The 16,947-nt window shown below is 63.6% G+C and carries 16 protein-coding genes; 15 read left to right on the top strand and 1 reads right to left on the bottom strand.

Annotated elements, in window-relative coordinates; translation table 11 throughout:
- Positions 1 to 1,056: 1,056 nt before the first annotated feature.
- The 13 genes from ACYQML_RS22325 (at position 1,057) to alaS (ending at position 14,635) form a co-directional block, all read left to right on the top strand.
- Positions 1,057 to 1,209 carry a hypothetical protein gene (locus ACYQML_RS22325; protein WP_200919207.1) on the top strand — a complete coding sequence of 51 codons (153 nt, stop codon included), beginning with the start codon at positions 1,057 to 1,059 and terminating at the stop codon, positions 1,207 to 1,209.
- A 147-nt stretch (positions 1,210 to 1,356) separates the two neighbouring features.
- Positions 1,357 to 1,656 carry a hypothetical protein gene (locus ACYQML_RS22320; RefSeq protein ID WP_419952220.1) on the top strand — a complete coding sequence of 100 codons (300 nt, stop codon included), beginning with the start codon at positions 1,357 to 1,359 and terminating at the stop codon, positions 1,654 to 1,656.
- A 632-nt stretch (positions 1,657 to 2,288) separates the two neighbouring features.
- Entirely contained in the window at positions 2,289 to 2,945 is a 657-nt protein-coding gene (locus tag ACYQML_RS22315; protein ID WP_056432611.1) for a YoaK family protein, read from the top strand.
- Between the two features lie 115 nt (positions 2,946 to 3,060).
- A complete protein-coding gene (locus ACYQML_RS22310) occupies positions 3,061 to 3,279 on the top strand; it encodes a hypothetical protein (protein ID WP_056432614.1) in 219 nt (72 codons plus the stop codon).
- Between the two features lie 766 nt (positions 3,280 to 4,045).
- Positions 4,046 to 4,471 carry a flagellar basal body rod protein FlgB gene (gene flgB / locus ACYQML_RS22305; protein WP_056432617.1) on the top strand — a complete coding sequence of 142 codons (426 nt, stop codon included), beginning with the start codon at positions 4,046 to 4,048 and terminating at the stop codon, positions 4,469 to 4,471.
- 34 nt (positions 4,472 to 4,505) lie between these two features.
- Positions 4,506 to 4,916, top strand: coding sequence for a flagellar basal body rod protein FlgC (gene flgC, locus ACYQML_RS22300; RefSeq protein ID WP_461234080.1), 411 nt, complete (start codon positions 4,506 to 4,508; stop codon positions 4,914 to 4,916).
- A 29-nt stretch (positions 4,917 to 4,945) separates the two neighbouring features.
- Entirely contained in the window at positions 4,946 to 5,263 is a 318-nt protein-coding gene (fliE, locus tag ACYQML_RS22295; protein WP_056432623.1) for a flagellar hook-basal body complex protein FliE, read from the top strand.
- A 209-nt stretch (positions 5,264 to 5,472) separates the two neighbouring features.
- The gene (gene fliQ / locus ACYQML_RS22290; protein WP_027174271.1) at positions 5,473 to 5,739 is read left to right on the top strand and encodes a flagellar biosynthesis protein FliQ; all 267 of its coding nucleotides are present in this window, start codon (positions 5,473 to 5,475) and stop codon (positions 5,737 to 5,739) included.
- Positions 5,740 to 5,770: 31 nt separating this feature from the next.
- Positions 5,771 to 6,535: a flagellar biosynthetic protein FliR gene (gene fliR, locus ACYQML_RS22285; protein ID WP_461234079.1), complete on the top strand. Its 765-nt coding sequence runs from the start codon at positions 5,771 to 5,773 to the stop codon at positions 6,533 to 6,535.
- Between the two features lie 50 nt (positions 6,536 to 6,585).
- Complete coding sequence (gene flhB, locus ACYQML_RS22280; RefSeq protein ID WP_461234078.1) at positions 6,586 to 7,653, top strand: flagellar biosynthesis protein FlhB; 1,068 nt, start codon at positions 6,586 to 6,588, stop codon at positions 7,651 to 7,653.
- Positions 7,654 to 7,773: 120 nt separating this feature from the next.
- Positions 7,774 to 10,443: a cell cycle histidine kinase CckA gene (gene cckA / locus ACYQML_RS22275; RefSeq protein ID WP_461234077.1), complete on the top strand. Its 2,670-nt coding sequence runs from the start codon at positions 7,774 to 7,776 to the stop codon at positions 10,441 to 10,443.
- 132 nt (positions 10,444 to 10,575) lie between these two features.
- Positions 10,576 to 11,667, top strand: a complete 1,092-nt coding sequence (gene recA, locus ACYQML_RS22270) for a recombinase RecA (protein WP_056432636.1) — start codon at positions 10,576 to 10,578, stop codon at positions 11,665 to 11,667.
- Positions 11,668 to 11,956: 289 nt separating this feature from the next.
- A complete protein-coding gene (gene alaS / locus ACYQML_RS22265; RefSeq protein WP_461234076.1) occupies positions 11,957 to 14,635 on the top strand; it encodes an alanine--tRNA ligase in 2,679 nt (892 codons plus the stop codon).
- Here alaS and ACYQML_RS22260 read toward each other — a convergent pair.
- Complete coding sequence (locus tag ACYQML_RS22260) at positions 14,628 to 15,053, bottom strand: DUF2147 domain-containing protein (protein WP_056432646.1); 426 nt, start codon at positions 15,051 to 15,053, stop codon at positions 14,628 to 14,630. The two genes, alaS and ACYQML_RS22260, sit on opposite strands and share 8 nt — an antisense overlap.
- A gap of 178 nt (positions 15,054 to 15,231) precedes the next feature.
- On the opposite strand from ACYQML_RS22260, the gene rfbC reads away from it, so the two are divergent.
- Both rfbC and rfbB read left to right on the top strand, forming a co-directional pair.
- Positions 15,232 to 15,783, top strand: a complete 552-nt coding sequence (rfbC, locus tag ACYQML_RS22255) for a dTDP-4-dehydrorhamnose 3,5-epimerase (protein ID WP_461234075.1) — start codon at positions 15,232 to 15,234, stop codon at positions 15,781 to 15,783.
- Positions 15,784 to 15,869: 86 nt separating this feature from the next.
- The gene (gene rfbB / locus ACYQML_RS22250; protein ID WP_461234074.1) at positions 15,870 to 16,946 is read left to right on the top strand and encodes a dTDP-glucose 4,6-dehydratase; all 1,077 of its coding nucleotides are present in this window, start codon (positions 15,870 to 15,872) and stop codon (positions 16,944 to 16,946) included.
- Position 16,947: the final 1 nt, after the last annotated feature.

Genomic DNA, 16,947 nt, shown 5'->3' with positions numbered 1-16,947 from the left:
CTGTCTCACGTCATCTGTGCGAGCGCGCATATATTAACGGTGAAGCTCGAACTGCCTGGATGGGCAGGACTTGGGGGCCAAGAGCAATGGTGCCGACACAATCGCGATATGTCGTAAGGCCCCTCAAGGGAATCGCGGGGCTCGTACTCTTATGGCTGAGCTATCAGATATGGTTTGGGCTGATCACGTACCTACCGCGTGATAGCGCGTTGGGCTGGAGCGCAGCGACCGCACTTGGCGCGCTAGGGATCCGTTGGATATTCCGCTGCTTCAAATCCAATTCGGAAATCGAAAGGCCGGCTGTAGCATCAGCTTAGCGTATTCACGGGCATGTCTCGTCAGGCTACGGGCTTTCATTCTCACGTTGCCTTGCGGAGGAGATGTATCAAGTAAGAAGGCCAGAAATCTATCGCATCTCGTTCGAAAGATGGGATCTTACGGAGGGTTTCCCGTCGCCTCGTTCCACAAGGCAAAATTTCGATCCGCCTTACTCCGCACTTCCATAACCGGATGAGGCGTTCCACCGACATGCATCTGACTATGCAACTTAGGAACTCTTACGGTAATGGCAATTGTGCTTGTATGATATACTGACGTATTATATATCATAATACTAGAACAATTTTATTATTATACAATATTTATATAGTATGACGACTTTTCTTTCGTGATTTTGTTTTGTCGCCATTGAGTTTTAGAAGCACTATCTCTGCATTTTTAATTACATCCTGTTTAGGTGAACTCATCATTGTTTCTTTTTCAATAATACACTCCATTCTGGCGATTTCAGTTTCTATTCTTCGCAGCTTTCGACCCGGCCACGCAGATAACAAGACGTCGGAAATCTTATTTATAAGACGTCCGGCTGATTTTTTCATTGGATCTTGAATTATACAACTTGAGATTTCTTTTCATCTAGCCTTGTATGGGCAACCATGAGTTTGTACAAGGCTGAAATAGAATTATCTTGCCGAATGCACCGAACCGTCTGATTGATGACCAAGTTGGACAAGCTGTGAAAACAGGCAGCGGGAAACTCGGAAGGGGCACTAAGCAATGAGCCCGTATGTCGCGGTTATCATGGCCTCGACCGCCATCGGCTACTTTGGCCTGCTGATCTTAGCGCTTCTCTACGATCTGCCATTCCTGCTTGCGATGCTGGCGCTCCTGGCCGTCTATGGATTCACGCCTCGTCGCTGGTTCGATTGAAAACCAGAATCCGCCGTGGTGTGAACCGGGCTGGTGAAGGCTGACTGGTCCTCATGCCGCATTCATCGAGTTGGCGTATAGGTTCCTTGGAGCGACGGCTTGGGCTCATCGAAATGCCCAGCCTAAGGTTGGATTTGGAGGAAAACGATGACGTACAAAATGCTCTCTGCGATTGCGATCGTGGCCAGCGCCATTGGCTTCGGCAGTGCCGCACAGGCGGCCCCATTCGCCGCTGCACCGGCTGCCGGCGCGTTGGAGAACGGGCTTGTGACCAAGGCGGCGGGATATTGCGGCCTCGGCTATTACCCTGACCGCTTCACCGGGCGCTGCCGCGGCAACGGCTCCATCAATCACGGCCCGCGCCGCTTCTATGGCCCTGGCTATGCGAGGCCTTACGCCCGCCCCTACTACCGGCCCTACGGTCGCCCGGTTTATCGCGGTTACTGATCAGCAGACACCGCTGCGCAAAGACGCGTTAAGGAAACCCCGCTCCGGTTTTCACCGGGCGGGGCCAGATCGTGCTGTCGGAATGACCGAAAGTCGGGATGCGCAGCGTCGGGTCCAGTATGCTGTAAGGGCGCGCTGAACACGTGCATCGCATCTGTGCATTTGGTTCTCGATTGCTCGCTCTCACACGATTGCGGTCAGTAACCCGCTGTGAGGCTCCCCCTGGTCATGGATGACCCGGACGGTCTTTGCGATCCGGTTAGTGACCTCGGTCTGCCGGGGGCGAGGCCACGGAACTCCTTCATCACGTCGACTGCCGCGCGCGCAGCACCTGCAGGAACGGCGGCACGTCGGCCACCGTTATGGGAGCCGGCGGCGGTCAGTGTTCCCTTTCGCCTCGCGCTCCCGTCACCATCCATCCAATGAGCAGCGTCGTATTCCCGCTGAGGAACATCCGCATGACCTCTTGGCCGGCAACGGCGTCCTTCAATAGTCCAGCCGGCCCATCACCCGGCGACCTGTTCTAACGTGTCGGGAGCCGCACCCATTCGGCTCTTGCGCCAGACGCCGTCAGGACGGCAAGGTAGACCGGCAGCGTCGCGAACCGTGTGGGCGTATCAAAGAGCGGGATCTTGAACCGACCGTCGCAACTTACCTTCGGCCTGCTGCTCACCGGGCTGGCGGGCTACATCGATGCCATCGGGTTCATTCAGCTCACCGGGCTCTACACATCGTTCATGAGTGGCAACACCACACAGATGGGGGTGTCGATCTCTCACGGTGCGGTGGACGGCATCGTAAAACCGGCAGTCCTGATCGCCACGTTCCTGCTCGGGTCGACCATTGCCAGCGGCCTGTCGATCGTCACGCCCGCGCCTTGGAAGACGACGATCGTTTTGACCTACGAGGCCATCCTGGTCTTCGGAGCGTTCGCCCTCGGGCTGCAACTGCCTGATTTAGGTCTGGTGTCGTTCTTCCTGGCTCTCGCCATGGGCGCACAGAACGCGGTTCTCGGCTCGGTGCAGGGCTTCCGAGCGGGAACGACGTTCATCACTGGGGCGCTGTTCAGCCTGGGTCAAAAGATCGCCGCTGCCTTCACGAAGACGGGACCGCCGCTGGGCTGGATTGGTGATGCCGCAGTTTGGTTGGCCCTGCTGATCGGAGCCATTGGCGGTGCCGCCGTCTACAGCGCGATCGGTATCTTCGCCTTGATCTTCCCGGCGGGATTGACGGCCTGCCTCGCGGCTCTGGCCGCGCTCTTCGCAAGGACGCATCGGGTTCGAGCCTGAAGGACGGCTGAGAGAGGCCGAAGGTCAATCTGATTGCCGACCCATCACTGTCCGACACCGTACGCGGAACCAGCCGGGGGTATTGCAGGATTGATCCTCAAAGAAGGAGCACGCGATGTGGATCTTGCAATGGGGCGACAGCACCAACCGAGCCGGCGGGCAATGGAACCACGAGGAGCATGAAAGCTCCGAGAAGGCCCTGGCAGCCGCCAAAACGAAACTTCAAATGGGTTTATTCGCGCATGCCATTCATTCTCCCGCAGGGGTGCAATGGATGACGGGAGACGAGATAACCAACGCGGTCGAGCAGGATGAAGCCGTACCGACCCCCTGATCAGCGTCCGGCTGTCGCGTCCTCGCAACTGTCAGCGTGAAAGTGATCCGTCATGTCCAAGGCGAGACGACTTACCCCAGCAATATGGGTGGTGACTACGACTGCTTCACTCGCACAATCCGTAGACCAACCACATACCGAAGCGGGTCGGACCCAACCGGCCCCCAGCCCAGCGGGCAGCCATTACCCGGATATGGGATGGCTATGGTTTAGCATCCCGATTCTGCTGATTATGGCTGCCATTTATTTCATTGCGAAATGGCGCTCTTCGTCCTCGCCTGAACGAAGAGACTAAATCTGTTGATCAGCGAATACACTATGCCCAGCCGAAATAAGAACCCTAAGGGCGCAAGCGAAATCCAGGCAGCCTGTTAATCAGTAAAAATGTAAATTTATAATATCAGCCTCCGTCTGGCCATCTGGCATAATCCGTTCTGCAGAGGCGGGGGATGTCCCATGGTCCTGGTAAAGCTCAGCTATGTGTTGGAGGAGGAGCGAAAACGGACCCGTCATCGTTCACGAACGGCACATCAGGCCGTATCAAAGCTTTCTGCTAACTCGGTTTGATTGGGCGGCGCGTGCGGGAGCCGATCTCCCGGTCAGCCTTTGGTCAGGCATTCTTCCTTAAGACTTCGTTAACACAAAATTTCCGCCCCGAACGCCGGTCGCGTCCAGGAATGTTCTTAACCGAACATTAACCATGGAGGCGGCAGATTTTGCCCAGCGCTCCGGGAGATTCCGGCGGCGCCGAGGGGCTTCGAGCACCGTGTCCGTCACCGACCTTCCCATCCTGTCCATGCTCCGCACCCGGATGCAATGGCATCAGACGCGCCAGAAGCTGCTCTCGGAGAACGTCGCCAACGCCGACATGCCGGGCTTCAAACCGCGTGATCTCGCGAGCCCGCGCTTCGGCAACGGAGCCGGCGACCTCGCTCAGCCGGCAGGCTCCATGGGCGGCAACTCGGGCCTCGCGGTCACCAGCCCGGCCCACATCGCCCTGAACGGCGGTCCCGAAGGACCGGGTGCCGATCCCCGCCGGTTCAATGGCTTCGAGATCAGGCCGAGCGGGAACGGAGTGAACCTGGAGGAGGAGATGATGAAGGCGGGTGACAACCAGGCCGAATATCAATTCGCCGCGACGATGTACCAGAAGAGCCTCGACAAACTGAAGATCGCCATCGGCAAGCGCTGATCGTCCCGCCCTCTGAGCTTGCGGAGAACCTGCCGTGGACTTCCTCAAATCCCTGACCATCGCCGCATCCGGGCTAAAGGCCCAGTCGGGCCGGATGCGGATCATCGCCGAAAACATCGCCAATGCTGATTCGGCCCCGAGCGCGGTCGGCGCCGAACCCTATCGGCGCAAGATCCCGACCTTCACCCAGCACATCGACCGGGAGACCGGCGCGTCGATGCTGGAGGCCGGGCGGGTCAGGCGCGATCCCTCTCCGTTCCGCACCAAATACGATCCCGGCAATCCCGGCGCCGATGCGCGCGGTGAAGTGCGGATGCCCAACGTCAACGGGCTGATCGAGAACATGGACATGCGCGAGGCCCAGCGCTCCTACGAGGCCAATCTGAACATGGTCACCGCGACCCGCAAGATGATCAACGCCACCCTCGCCATCCTCAAGGCCTGACGCTCCTCTCCCTCCGAAAGTCCGCCGCCATGCCGACCAACGCCTTCGCCGCAGGAGCCTACGCCGCCGTCCAGAATATCGGCGGCATGAAGGGCGGCGCGCCCAAGATCGCCCCGACTTCGGCAGCGGATGGCGGCTTCACGTCGCTTCTTTCCTCGGCCCTGGACAAGATCGGCGAGAGCGGCGCCAAGGCCGATGCGCAAACCCTGGCAGTGGCGGGCGGCAAGGCCAACGTCGTCGATGTGGTGACCGCCGTGGCGGAGAGCGAGACGGCACTCCAGACCCTGGTCGCCGTCCGGGACCGCGTGATCTCCGCCTATGAGGAAATCATGCGGATGCAGATTTAGTCGCCACCGCCTTTCGTTGCCCTCCTACCCGCCTCCTCATCATAAGGTGCCCGCGTCAGCGAGCTTCGAAGGAGCCCTCCAGAGCCCGGCGAGCGAACTGGAGCCCTCCTTCGAGACCTCCGCTCTGCTCCGGCACCTCAGGATGAGGGCGCAGATGAGATGCCGGCCGACATTGCCGCCGCCCCGAAACAATCCGCGAGCTCACTTCCATGACCGGCCTTGCCATCCTCGACGTCTCCCGGGACGGGATCTTCGTCTTTCTCAAGGTCGCAGGACCGCTGATGATCGTCGCCTTGGTCGTCGGTCTCGTGGTCTCGCTGCTCCAGGCGCTGACGCAGATCCAGGAACAGACGCTCATCTACGTGCCCAAGATCGTCGCGGTCTTCGCAGCGCTTCTCTTCATGCTGCCCTTCATGGGTGATGCGCTCGCCGGCTACATGACCCGCATCGCCGCCCGCATCGTGTCCGGCGGGTGACGCGCCGGGCCGGGCGCTGCTATGCAGGGTCATGAACCTGCTTCTGCCCGGCATCGCAGCGGCCTACCTGCTCACCTTCGCGCGTATCGGCACGCTGATGATGCTGCTGCCGGGGCTCGGAGAACAATCCGTCTCGCCGCGGATCCGCCTCGCCTTCGCATTGCTGGTCTCGCTGATCCTGTTCCCGATGGTGCGCCCGCTCCTGCCGATGCAGGGCGCCACCCTCGCGGCCCCCGGATTGATCTCGCTTCTTATCGGCGAATTGCTGACAGGGCTCGTTCTCGGCCTCACCGTCCGCATGGTGCTGGCCGCATTGCAGACCACGGGCGTCATCGTCTCGCAGCAATTGGGCCTGTCCTACGCGATGACCGTGGACCCGACGCAGGGCGGCCAACAGGCGGCGCTCGGCAATTTCCTGATGATGCTCGGCATCACCCTCATCCTCGCCACGGATCTGCACCACGTGGCTCTCGACGCCATCGGGCGAAGTTACGTGATGCTGCCGCCCGGCGGTGTGCTGGCCATGGGGGAGGCGGCCCAGCTCGCCCTTCGGGCGATGGCGCGGGGCTTCCTCCTGGCGGTCCAGATCTCGGCGCCGTTCATCGCGTTCGGCATCCTGTTCAATGTCGGGCTCGGTGTGCTCTCGCGCCTGATGCCGCAGATGCAGGTCTTCTTCATCGCGGTGCCGGCCTCCGTCCTCATCGGCATGCTGATCCTGTTCGGCAGCCTCGGCATCATGATGGGTGTCTTCCTCGACGACATCGGCCGCTATCTCGGCGAGTTGACCGGGCGGTGACGGCAGTGTCGAAAGGACCTGTGAGACAGCGGACAGGGGAGCGCTGAGCCATGTCCGACGACAGCGATCAGGAAGACAAGACAGAAGAGCCGACTCAGCGGCGCATCGAGAAAGCGATCGAGCAGGGCAACGTCGCCAACAGCATCGAGGTCAACACCTTCTTCATCCTGTCCGCCTTCACGATGGCGCTGCTGGTGGCATCGGGAACGATCGCCAAGGATTTGCTCGTCAGCTTGCGCGCCTTCCTGATGAACGCGCATCAGGTCCCCTCCGACCCCACCGCCTATACCGAGATGGGGATGCGGATGCTGCTGATCTGCGGCCAGGCGCTCCTGATTCCCGTCAGCCTCGTGGTCATTGCAGGCCTCGCCGGCGGTTTGGTCCAGCACCCCCTGGTCTTCTCCACCGATGCCCTGCTGCCGAAATTCGATCGCATCTCGCCGATGGCCGGCGTCAAACGCATCTTCGGCGTGGAGGCCATGGTCCAGTTCATCAAGGGTTTGGCCAAGCTGATGCTCGTGGGGGTCGTCGCCAGCACCATCCTGTGGAACGAGCGCGACCGGCTCGAGGTCTTCGCCCGGCTCGACCCCGCGGCGATGCTGCCTGCCATCCTGGGCATCGCCCTCAAGCTTCTCGGCGGCATGCTCGCCATGTTCGTGGTCATCGCCATGGGCGACGCCTTCTATCAGCGTTTCCGCTGGCGCTCGAAGCTGCGCATGACCAAGGAGGAGATGAAACAGGAGCACAAGGAGAGCGAGGGCAATCCCGAGGTGAAGGGCCGGATGAGGCAGATCCGCGCGTCGCGGGGCAACAAGCGCATGATGGCCGACGTCCCGACCGCCACGGTCATTCTCACCAACCCCACCCACTACGCCGTCGCCCTGCGCTACGAAGCCGGGATGGCGGCTCCCATCTGCGTTGCCAAAGGCGTCGATTCCCTGGCGCTGCGCATCCGGGCCGTGGCCAAGGAGCACGATGTTCCCATCATGGAGAACCCGCCGCTGGCCCGGGCGCTCCATGCCACGGTAGAGATCGATTCCGAGATTCCGGCCGAACATTACCGCGCGGTGGCCGAGGTGATCGGCTTCGTCATGCGGCTGAAGCGCCGCGCGGCGTGAAAACGCCACGCTTTATGCACCTTTTTTGACGAGACTGGTCCGTGACGTCCTGAGGATACCCTTGCTGCCGACGCGGCCCGGGCGCTAACCGGGATCGGTCGAGGGTGGAATGGCGCCGAAATGGCTGAGGTGAGCGGACCAACGAAACCGGTGTCGAGCGCCATCGACCGGTCGGAGAGGCCTGGGCGGGTCGGACTGCTCCTCGTTCTCGCCGGACTTCTCGTGGGCGCGGCGGTAGGCTTGTCCTTCGTCGCGAACGAACAGGCGCAGCCGCTGATCCTCGGCCTCCTCGCGCTGCTGGCCATGGCGGGCGTGTTCTGCCTGTTCGCCCTGGCGATCGGCGCGCTCCAGCTCTCGGGACAGACCGGGCGCGACGACATCACCAAAGCCATCGTCGACGCATCGCCCGAAGGCGCCATCGTGGTGGAGGATGGCGGGCGCCTCATCTACGCCAACGAAGCCTATCTCCGTATTTCCGGCGGGGAGACCTTCTCCAACCTGAGGCCGGTGGAACGCGTCTTCGTCGGCTCGCCCGACGTGTCGGAGGCGGTCTACCGCCTCGCCCAGGCAGCCCATGACGGGCGCGGCCACGTGGAGGAAATCCGCATGGCGCCCCCGCCTCAGGGCGAGACCGAGCGCGCCTTCGCCTGGTTCCGCATCGCCGTGCGCGCGGTGGAGAGGCCGAGACTCCCGGCGACCCTATGGACAGTCACCGACATCACGCACGAGCGCGAGCGCCAGGAGAACGTCTTCCAGGAGCTTCAACACGCGATCGATTATCTGGACCATGCGCCGGCCGGCTTCCTGTCCATCGATCCGGCAGGCTCCATCGTCTACATGAACGCGACGCTGGCCTTCTGGCTCGGCTACGACCTCGCGACCGTGGGGTCCGGCGGCCTGCGCTTGCCTGATATCGCACCCAGCGCCGACGTGCTCACCGCCACCGAGGGATTGCCCGGCGAGGTGCGCACCGACCGGTTCGACCTCGACCTGCGGCGCCGCAACGGCCAGCCGTTGCCGACCCGGCTCTACCATCGCGTCGCCTTCGGCCAGGACGGCAAGCCGGGGCCGTCGCGCACCTTCGTGCTCAACCGCTCGGCCGGGGCCGAGAGCGACGAGCCGCAACGCGCCGCCGAGGTGCGGCTCGCCCGCTTCCTCAACAACAGCCCCATCGCGATCGCGACCCTCGACCGGACCGGGCGCATCGCCCGCGCCAACGCGTCCTTCGCCCGGTTGTTCGGCGGCACCCCACGCCAGGCCGTGCCGGATGGGCGTGGCGAGCTCGGCACCGAGTCGACGATGTGGGAAGCCCTGCTCGACCGCGACAGGGCCGTCCTCGAGGGCGCCCTGGTGAAGGCCGCCGACGGGACCGTGGAGGTGCAACCGATCGAGGTGGCGCTGGCGGGACCGGGAAACCGTTCCGCGCGGGTCTGGCTCAGCCCTGCCGGCGGCGACACCTCGGCAGCAGCGGATGCGGCCACGCCGGCCGACCGCGAGCGCGTGATCCTCTATGCCCTCGACACCACGGCGCAGCGCCAGCTCGAACAGCAGATCGCCCAGACCCAGAAGATGGACACGGTGGGCCAGCTCGCCGGCGGCATCGCGCACGACTTCAACAACGTCCTCCAGGCCATCATCGGCTATTCCGACCTTCTGCTGGCCAGCCACAGGCCGACCGATCCGGCCTTCCAGGACATCATGCAGATCAAGCAGAACGCCAACCGGGCCGCGAGCCTGGTGCGGCAGCTGCTGGCCTTCTCGCGGCGTCAGACCCTACGCCCGGAAGTGATGAATGTCGGCGAAGCCCTGTCCGACCTGATGCTGCTGCTCAAGCGCCTCCTCGGCGAGCGTGTCGATCTCGACCTGAAGCACGGGCGCGACATCTGGCCGATCAAGGCCGACGTGAACCAGTTCGAGCAGGTCATCGTCAATCTCGCGGTGAATGCCCGCGACGCGATGCCGAATGGCGGCCAGCTGCTCATCCGCACCGCCAACATCCTCGAAGGCCAAGAGACCAACGAGCGCCAACCCGGCGCACCGGCGGGCGATCATGTCCTGATCGAGGTGCTCGATACCGGCGAGGGCATCCCGCCCGACGTGATGGAGAAGATCTTCGAGCCCTTCTTCACCACGAAGGATATCGGCAAGGGGACCGGCCTCGGCCTGTCCACCGTCTTCGGCATCATCAAGCAGAGCGGCGGCACCATCGACGTGCAATCGACCGTTGGCAGCGGCACCGCCTTCCGGATCTACCTGCCGCGTCACGAGCCTGCGGCCGAGCCCGTTCCGGAAATCGCCGTCGCCGTTGCCCCGCAGAGCAACGCGGAGATCGCCGCCAGCCGGCTCAGAGGAGCGCGTGACCTCGAAAAGCCCGGCAGTGGCGGACAATCCGCCCCGCGCAAACCCTCGCCCGATCATACCGGGCAGGGCGTGATCCTGCTGGTGGAAGACGAGGACCCGGTCCGCGCGGTCAACAGCCGGGCCCTGTCGGCACGGGGCTACACGGTGCTGGAAGCGGCCTCGGGCCTCGACGCCCTGGCCCTCATCAGCGATGTCGACCAAACCATCGACCTCGTCGTCTCCGACGTGGTGATGCCGGAGATGGACGGCCCGACGCTGCTACGCGAACTGCGCAAGCACCGTCCTGATCTGAAGGTCATTTTCGTATCCGGCTATGCCGAGGACGCGTTCCGCAAGAACCTGCCCGACGGCGAGGATTTCAACTTCCTGCCCAAGCCCTTCAGCCTCAAGCAGCTCGTGGAAACGGTGAAGGAGACGATCGCCCGTTAGGGCGACGTTCTCCCGCCGAATGATGCGAAATCGGCACCCGGCATCTTGCAAAAAGAGAACAAAACAAGTACATCATTCGCATCCGAGGCACATTGAGCCTTGAGCTCTCCCCATGCATAAGGATGCCGACGAATGGCTCAGCCCGCGCTGAAAGTTGTGGATTCCCCGATGGTGGACAAGGACAAGGCGAAGGCGATTGATGCCGCGCTGTCCCAGATCGAGCGTGCTTTCGGCAAGGGCTCGATCATGCGACTCGGCAAGAACGATAAGGTGGCGGAGGTCGAGACCGTCTCCACCGGTTCGCTCGGCCTCGACATCGCGCTCGGCGTCGGCGGCTTGCCGCGTGGCCGGGTGATCGAGATCTACGGCCCCGAATCATCAGGCAAGACCACCCTTGCCCTTCACACCATCGCCGAGGCCCAGAAGAAGGGCGGCGTCTGCGCCTTCGTGGATGCGGAGCACGCTCTCGATCCGGTCTATGCGCGCAAGCTCGGCGTGCAGCTCGACGATCTCCTGATATCGCAGCCCGATACCGGCGAGCAGGCCCTGGAAATCACCGACACCCTGGTGCGCTCGGGCGCTATCGACGTGCTCGTAGTCGATTCGGTGGCGGCGCTCACGCCCCGCGCCGAGATCGAGGGCGAGATGGGCGACAGCCAGCCCGGCCTTCAGGCCCGCCTGATGAGCCAGGCCCTGCGCAAGCTCACGGGCTCGATTTCGCGCTCGAAATGCATGGTCATCTTCATCAACCAGATCCGGATGAAGATCGGCGTCATGTATGGCAGCCCGGAGACGACCACCGGCGGCAATGCACTGAAGTTCTACGCGTCGGTGCGTCTCGACATCCGCCGTATCTCGACCCTCAAGGATCGTGACGAGGCCATCGGCAACCAGGTCCGCGTCAAGGTCGTCAAGAACAAGGTCGCGCCGCCCTTCAAGCAGGTCGAGTTCGACATCATGTTCGGCGAGGGCGTCTCGAAGGTCGGTGAGTTGATCGACCTCGGGGTGAAGGCTGGGATCGTGGAGAAGTCCGGCGCCTGGTTCTCCTATGCGAGCCAGCGCCTCGGCCAGGGCCGCGAGAACTCGAAGGGGTTCCTGCGCGACAATCCGGACATCGCCAACAAGATCGAAGCGGCGATCCGGCAGAATTCGGGATTGCTGGCCGACAAGATCCTCGAGACCGCCAAGCCCACGGCGGACGATCTGGACGAAGGCGAGGCCTGATCGCCTCGTAAGTCATGAAAGAGGCCGTCGCGGACCATCGCGGCGGCCTCTTTCATGTTCGGACTATTCTATCGGTGCGCATCGGCCCGATGCTCGCTCTTTGGTCGATCGCCAAGTCCAGAGACGAGCGCCGTCGAGCGTTCGAAGGGTGCAGCGTTAAGAAACAGGAACGCACGATCGCGGAGCGGGCGTGACTCGACGGTCCGGCCTCCTTATGAGGGCGCAAGCCACGAAGAAGCCTCGGGTTGTCGTCTCGACCGCCCCAAGCGCACGACAGAGTCATTTCACGATGAGCGGCGTCAACGAGATCCGGTCGGCCTTTCTCGACTATTTCGCCAAGGCGGACCACGCCGTGGTGCCGTCGTCGTCCCTCGTTCCCCGTAACGACCCGACCTTGATGTTCACCAATGCGGGGATGGTGCAGTTCAAGAACGTCTTCACCGGCGTCGAGAAGCGGCCTTACAACCGTGCCACCACGGCGCAGAAATGCGTCCGTGCCGGCGGCAAGCACAACGACCTCGACAATGTCGGCTATACCGCGCGCCACCACACCTTCTTCGAGATGCTCGGCAATTTCTCCTTCGGCGATTATTTCAAGCCGCAGGCGATCGAACTGGCCTGGAGCCTGATCACGAAGGAATTCGGCCTGTCGAAGGACCGGCTCCTCGTCACCGTCTACGCGGATGACGAAGACGCGGCCGGGCTCTGGCGCAAGATCGCCGGCTTCTCCGACGACCGGATCATCCGCATCGGCACCTCGGACAATTTCTGGCAGATGGGCGATACCGGCCCATGCGGTCCCTGTTCGGAGATCTTCATCGATCAGGGCCCCGGATTGCAGGGTGGTCCTCCCGGTTCGCCGGACGAGGATGGCGACCGGTTCCTCGAATTCTGGAACCTCGTCTTCATGCAGTACGAGCAGATCGAGCCGGGCAACCGCCTCGCTCTGCCGCGCCCTTCCATCGATACCGGCATGGGGCTGGAGCGCATGGCGGCAATCCTCCAGGGCGTGACCAGCAATTACGACACCGACCTGTTCAAGGCACTGATCGATTCGGTGAGCCATGCCGTCGGCCGTCCCCCCGAGACAGGAAACGTCGCGTCCTACCGCGTCATCGCCGATCACCTGCGCTCGGTCTCGTTCCTCATCGCCGACGGTGTGCTGCCGTCGAACGAGGGCCGCGGCTACGTCCTGCGCCGCATCATGCGCCGGGCCATGCGCCACCTCGAACTCCTCGGCTCCCGCGAGCCAGTGATGTTCCGCCTGGTCCCCACCCTAGTCCGCGAGATGGGTCAGGCCTATCCCGAACTCACCCGCGCCGAGAGCTTGATCTCGGAAACCCTCCGCCTTGAGGAGACCCGCTTCCGCCGTACCCTCGAGCGTGGCCTCGCCATCCTCGATTCGGAAAGCCGTTCGCTGGTTCAGGGCCAGAACCTGTCCGGTGAGACCGCCTTCACCCTCTACGATACCTACGGTTTCCCCCTCGACCTGACGCAGGACGCGTTGAAGGCGCGCGGCATCGGCGTGGACACGGAGGCGTTCGGCCAGGCGATGGAGCGCCAGCGCCAAGCGGCGAGAGCAGCCTGGACCGGCTCCGGGGAATCCGCCACCGAGACGGTCTGGTACGGCATCAAGGAGCGCGTCGGCGCCAGCGAGTTCCTCGGCTACGAGACCGAGAGCGCCGAAGGCATCATCACCGCGATCCTGCGTGAAGGCAGGGAGGTCGACGGCCTGTCGGCGGGCGAGACCGGCCTCGTCCTCGTCAACCAGACACCCTTCTACGCCGAATCCGGCGGTCAGGTCGGCGATACCGGCCTACTCTCTGCCACCGGCCTCAAGGCGCGCGTCACCGCCACGGAGAAAAAGCTCGGCGATCTTTTCGTCCACCACGTCACCGTGGACGAAGGTCGGCTCACCATGGGTCAGCCGGTCGAGCTTGCCGTCGATCATGCCCGACGCTCGGCCATCCGGGCCAACCATTCGGCGACGCATCTGTTGCATGAGGCGTTGCGTCAGGTACTCGGCGACCACGTGGCCCAGAAGGGCTCCCTCGTCTCCCCCGAGCGGCTGCGCTTCGATTTCAGCCACCCCAAACCGCTGGACGAGGCCGAACTTCGCGCCGTCGAGGACATCGCCAACGCCGTGCTGCTGCAGAACACGCCGGTGGTGACCAAGCTCATGGCCCAGGACGAGGCCGTCGCCTCCGGCGCCCGCGCGCTGTTCGGCGAGAAATACGGCGACGAGGTTCGCGTCGTCTCCATGGGGCGTTCGGTCGACAACCAGGGTGAACTCGCCGAGGAGGGCCGGCTCCCGGCCTTCTCCATCGAGCTTTGCGGCGGCACCCATGCGGCCCGTACGGGCGAGATCGGCCAGATCACCGTGCTCGGCGAGAGCGCGGTCGGTGCCGGCGTACGCCGGATCGAAGCCCTGACGGCGGGGACGGCCCGGCGTCACTGCGCCGAGGAAAGCCGCACCCTGAGCCAGATCGCAGGCCTGCTGAAGTCCCAGAGCGCCGACGTGCCCGAGCGACTGAGCGCCCTCATCGAGGATCGCCGTCGCCTGGAACGCGAATTGTCCGAAGCCAAGAAGAAGCTGGCGATGGGCGGCACGTCGGGGGGCGATGACGGCGTCACCGAGATCGCCGGAATCAAGGTGATGGCCAAGGTCGTGGAAGGCGTGGAGACCCGCGACCTCAAGAGCCTGGTGGATGCCGGCAAGAGCCGTATCGGCTCCGGGATCGTCGCTCTGGTCGGGCTGTCGGCCGATGGAAAAGCCGGTCTCGTGGTCGGGGTGACCGCGGATCTCACCGACCGCTACGACGCGGTCGCCCTCGTCAGGGCGGGCGCCGGGCATCTCGGCGGCAAGGGCGGCGGCGGTCGCCGCGACATGGCACAGGCCGGCGGACCGGAAGGATCGGGCGCCCAGGCCGCCATCGACGCAATCCGCGAAGCGCTGTCGGTCAGTTGACGCGTTTCCAGGTCTGCCGCTTGCAGAACACGCTCATTACGCAGCCGGCGACCTCGACGACGTTCGGCCCCTTCACCGTGAGACTTCCCGAATAGGTCTTGCCGTCATTGGGGTTGTAGAGCGAGCCGTCATAGCCGTCCCCCGACGGGGTGCCCGCATTCATGATCTGAATCCCGATGAGGTTGCGCGACTTCAGCGACGCATCGGGGTTCTTGGAGTCCAGCCCCGGACCGGGAACGCTGACGAGCGTGCCGCAATAGCCGCTTCCGCAACGTGCGATCCGCACTTTCGAATCACCGTTCTCCGTCAACCACACCCCGCTCGGGTCGATGCCCTTCTGGGCGAAGGCCGCCCCGGTCATGGCCAGCGCCATCAAAAGCGCAACGGTGGGCCGTGAGGTGACTTGCCTCGACGTCATGATGATCCTTTCTGCTCTCGAATGGTCACGGCGGCCGTCGGATCGGCCCGGCTCTGAAGGAGGCGGGAGTTACCCCTCCGGTACGGGGGGAGCAAGTCGATCGAGGGCTGGGGCATCCCTTGACAGGAAAGCCGTCCACGCGCCTACAGGCACTGTCTGGCGAGGGTTGTATCCAGCGATGCGTGTGATTGAGACAGAAATTCCTGCGGTGAAACGGGTCGTGCCCAATCGTTTCGGCGATGACAGGGGCTGGTTTTCGGAGACCTTCCGGGCGGACATCCTGGCCGAGGCCGGCATCGACGTCGCCTTCGTGCAGGACAACCAATCCTTCTCGGCGCAGACCGGAACCGTGCGCGGCCTGCATTTCCAGCTCGAACCCGCAGGGCAGGCCAAGCTCGTCCGCGTGCTTTCCGGGTCCATCCTCGATGTCGCCGTCGATCTGAGGCATGGGTCCGAGACCTATGGCCGGCATGTCGCCGTCCGGCTCGACGCGGCCGAGGGGGAGCAGCTTTACGTTCCCGTCGGGTTCGCCCACGGGTTCTGCACTCTCGAACCCGACACCATGGTCGCCTACAAGGTGTCGTCCTATTACAGCCGGGTGCATGACCGGAATCTCGCCTGGAACGATCCGGATCTGGCGATCTCCTGGCCGGTCAGCGCGGAAGCAGCAATCCTGTCCGACAAGGACCGGGTGGCGCCGTCCCTCGCCCAATTGGGCACGGTCTTCTGATCGGCGGTCCTTCCACAATTTCAGCGACCGCAGCTTCAGCGACAGGATACGAGCCCGCTGATGCGCGACCACCAGGATTTGTCGACATGGCCAAACCCCAACGCATCTTGGTCACGGGCGGATGCGGCTTCATCGGATCGGCGCTGGTCCTGCACCTCGTCGAGGATCTCGGCCGTGAGGTCGCGACCCTCGACGCACTGACCTACGCGGCCAACCCGATCTCGCTGGCGTCCCTCGACGGCAATCCGCGTCACCGGCTCGTCACGGGAGACATCTGCGATCCCGCCGCCGTCCATGCCCTCTACGCCGAGTTCCGGCCCGACGCGGTGATGCATCTCGCCGCCGAGAGCCATGTGGACCGCTCGATCACCGATCCGGGCGCTTTCATCCGCACCAATGTCGTGGGCACGCAGGTGATGCTCGATGGCGCCCGCACCTATTGGGAAAGCCTCTACGGCGAGGCGAGGGCGGGATTCCGTTTCCTCCACGTCTCCACCGACGAGGTCTACGGCTCGCTCCCGCCGGACGGGTTCTTCACCGAGGACAGCCGCTACGACCCGCGCTCACCCTATTCGGCTTCCAAGGCCGCCTCCGACCATCTGGCGCGGGCCTGGGGGGAGACCTACGGCCTGCCGGTTCTGATCACGAACTGCTCGAACAATTACGGCCCCCGGCATTTCCCGGAGAAGCTGATCCCCCTGATGATCCTCAACGCCCTCGAAGGCCGTCCGCTACCGGTCTATGGCGACGGGCTCAACGAGCGCGACTGGATCCACGTGGAGGATCACGCTCGCGGCCTCGTCGCGGTGCTGGAACGTGGGTCGCTGGGGGAGACCTACCTTCTCGGTGGCCGGTCGGTGCGCAACAACCTTGCGGTGGTGAAGGCTCTCTGCGCCGCCTTCGACCGACTACGGCCGGAGCATGGCCCGCATGAGCGCCTGATCTCGTTCGTCGCCGACCGTCCGGGCCATGACCGGCGCTACGCCATCGACCCCGGCAAGGCCGAGCGGGAAATCGGCTGGACCCCCACCAAATCCTTCGAGGACGCGCTCGAGGACACCGTACGCTGGTATCTCGACAACGAAGCCTGGTGGCGTCCGATCCGCGAGGGCCGCTATACCGGCGAGCGCCTCGGCCTCGGCACACCTGCCGCGATGGCCTGAG

The sequence above is a fragment of the Methylobacterium sp. CM6244 genome (genome assembly GCF_054817885.1).
This window is presented reverse-complemented; position numbering and strand designations above follow the sequence as displayed.

Bases quoted from the DNA above. Each gene is read 5' to 3' on its own strand.
- ACYQML_RS22325 (WP_200919207.1), top strand. From the start codon at position 1,057: ATGAGCCCGTATGTCGCGGTTATCATGGCCTCGACCGCCATCGGCTAC.
- ACYQML_RS22320 (WP_419952220.1), top strand. From the start codon at position 1,357: ATGACGTACAAAATGCTCTCTGCGATTGCGATCGTGGCCAGCGCCATT.
- ACYQML_RS22310 (WP_056432614.1), top strand. From the start codon at position 3,061: ATGTGGATCTTGCAATGGGGCGACAGCACCAACCGAGCCGGCGGGCAA.
- fliE (WP_056432623.1), top strand. From the start codon at position 4,946: ATGCCGACCAACGCCTTCGCCGCAGGAGCCTACGCCGCCGTCCAGAAT.
- fliQ (WP_027174271.1), top strand. From the start codon at position 5,473: ATGACCGGCCTTGCCATCCTCGACGTCTCCCGGGACGGGATCTTCGTC.
- fliR (WP_461234079.1), top strand. From the start codon at position 5,771: ATGAACCTGCTTCTGCCCGGCATCGCAGCGGCCTACCTGCTCACCTTC.
- flhB (WP_461234078.1), top strand. From the start codon at position 6,586: ATGTCCGACGACAGCGATCAGGAAGACAAGACAGAAGAGCCGACTCAG.
- cckA (WP_461234077.1), top strand. From the start codon at position 7,774: ATGGCTGAGGTGAGCGGACCAACGAAACCGGTGTCGAGCGCCATCGAC.
- recA (WP_056432636.1), top strand. From the start codon at position 10,576: ATGGCTCAGCCCGCGCTGAAAGTTGTGGATTCCCCGATGGTGGACAAG.
- alaS (WP_461234076.1), top strand. From the start codon at position 11,957: ATGAGCGGCGTCAACGAGATCCGGTCGGCCTTTCTCGACTATTTCGCC.
- ACYQML_RS22260 (WP_056432646.1), bottom strand. From the start codon at position 15,053: ATGACGTCGAGGCAAGTCACCTCACGGCCCACCGTTGCGCTTTTGATG.
- rfbC (WP_461234075.1), top strand. From the start codon at position 15,232: ATGCGTGTGATTGAGACAGAAATTCCTGCGGTGAAACGGGTCGTGCCC.
- rfbB (WP_461234074.1), top strand. From the start codon at position 15,870: ATGGCCAAACCCCAACGCATCTTGGTCACGGGCGGATGCGGCTTCATC.